This is a genomic window from Clostridium sartagoforme AAU1 (assembly GCF_000401215.1).
Taxonomy (GTDB): Bacteria; Bacillota; Clostridia; order Clostridiales; family Clostridiaceae; genus Clostridium; species Clostridium sartagoforme.
Genome location: NZ_ASRV01000258.1, coordinates 1 through 2,059, shown reverse-complemented (window position 1 = coordinate 2,059; position 2,059 = coordinate 1). Strand labels below are relative to the sequence as shown.

Below are 2,059 nucleotides of genomic sequence, written 5' to 3'. Positions count from 1 at the left end.
TAAGCCGAAATAAAGTTGTCTTAGCTTCACTTATAATGACTAAATATAATGATAAGATAGAAATAGTAGAATTAAATTCAGTAGATAAACAATATAATAAGATATTATTATGTAAAATATTTAAAGATGTTGCTGAGGAAAATATAAAATCTATAAATATTTGTTGTTCAGTTTATAACAGAGAACATATAATACTAGAAGAATTAGGCTTTGAAAATAGTACACCTATAAATTATTTTATCATAAAAAAATAAATAATTTAAGTAGTGATATTATAAACTTTAAAAATTGGGATATTCAAATAAGTGATTTTAAATATATATATTTAAATACTTTATAAATTTAAGAATTGATTAAATTAAAAATAAATTAATATAATTTAAAATAGAATGGATAGTAAGAAGTACCATTCTATTTTTTTAATAAGAAGTATATGGAAAGTTGAAAGAGTATTATTATAGGGATACCTAGATTAAATTTTAAATGTCTAATTTTATGTTTGAAAGTATACATACTTATATAAGTACCTAAACTTCCGCCAATTATTGAAAGAAAAATTAATGTGGATTCTTTTATTCGCCATTTTTTCTTTATTGCTTTTTTCTTATCAATATAAATGGTTAAAAAAGAAATTAAATTAATAAAAATAATATAATAAGTAAAAATGTCTTTCATAAAATCTCCTTTACAGGTTTTATAGTATATACATAAGTATAAACCATAATATCTGTTATAGGAATAAAAGTTAACTATTTAATTGATCCTTGTACTATTCCTTTAATTATATATTTTTGGACAAAGAAGTAGAATATGATAATAGGAATTACAGCTAAAATTAAAGCTGCCATAGCAAGCTCCCATTGTTTAGAAAAAGCACCAAAGAAATTATTCATGGCAAGGGGAATAGTATTTATTTTCCCGTTTATAGTAAGTAATGGTAATAAGAAGTCATTCCATATCAATATACCATTTAGATCCTGTAATTGGTTTTAAAAATTAACTATTCAGCTATTAGATAAATTTAATGCAAGTGGTATTATTAATTTAAAAAACTGTTCTATTACTAGTTTTTGATATTATAAAAACTGTCTTATAAAAACTAATGATAAGGTAGTGACTTTCGTGAGCGAAGGCAAAATTATTGAAATCTATAACAAAAGAATATCTGAAGTTATAGGTTTGATTAAAGAACTATCCAATTAAATAAAAGAACAAAGTGCAAATATAGATCAGTTTTCTAAGAAAAATAAAGTCTTAAATGAATGTGTAAAATCGTTAGAAAGTCAATAAAAATAGTAATAATAATAGCAAACCGCCATCGTCAGAGGGTTTCAAAAAGAAAACTAAAAGTTTAAGAACTAAATCTGATAAAACTCAAGGTGGCCAGAAAGATCATTAAGGTAAACACTTGAACTTAGTGATAATCCGGATGAAATAATAATACATTGATATTTGTGAAGACTCCTTACAGGATATATCTCCGGAAAGATACATTATTCGCCAAGTTGTGGATATAGCATAGGTAAAAGTTAAAGTTATTGAGCATAGAGCAGAAGTAAAAAATACCCAAAGTGTAGGAGAAAAAGTACCGGTAAATTCCCTAATGAAATAACTAATAGTGTTCAATATGGAGAGAAAGTAAAAGCTGTATAAGTTTATTTAACACAATACCAGATGATTTCATATAAAAAAGGTTCCGAATTAATTTTTGATATGTTTAGTATTAATTTAGTCAAGGAACAATGGTTCATTTTAATGACTGATGCCATGAGAACTTAAAAATAGCTGAGAAAAATATAAAAAACTCAATAATTAATTCTCAAGGTGATGTTCATTTTGATGAAGCTAGAATATCTATAGATAAAAAACGTCAATGGATCCACGTATCTTCTAATGATATATATTATGAAGCACATCAAAAATGTGGTAAAGAAGCCATTGATGATATAAATATTCTCTCTAATTTTATCGGAACAGCAGTCCACGATTGCTGGAAGGCTTATCGCCAATATTCTAATTGGGATCATGCCGTATGTAATGCTCATATTTTAAGAGAGTT

Annotated in this window: 3 protein-coding genes and 1 pseudogene; 2 read left to right on the top strand and 2 right to left on the bottom strand. The window is 25.1% G+C overall.

The genetic code is table 11. From position 1 onward, the window contains the following. The coding region (locus A500_RS18995; protein WP_016209194.1) for a hypothetical protein at window positions 1-254 on the top strand (254 nt) is incomplete at its 5' end. Between the two features lie 157 nt (window positions 255-411). Here A500_RS18995 and A500_RS18990 read toward each other — a convergent pair. After that, on the bottom strand, window positions 412-675 hold the full coding sequence (locus tag A500_RS18990; RefSeq protein ID WP_016209193.1) for a DUF1294 domain-containing protein: 264 nt from the start codon (window positions 673-675) through the stop codon (window positions 412-414). Between the two features lie 74 nt (window positions 676-749). Further along, window positions 750-974, bottom strand: a pseudogene (locus A500_RS20165) (carbohydrate ABC transporter permease); the annotation flags it as partial. 807 nt (window positions 975-1,781) lie between these two features. Here A500_RS20165 and A500_RS21525 point away from each other — a divergent pair. Then, window positions 1,782-2,059 (top strand): IS66 family transposase (locus tag A500_RS21525; RefSeq protein ID WP_341349972.1); only part of this gene is annotated, 278 nt, incomplete at its 3' end.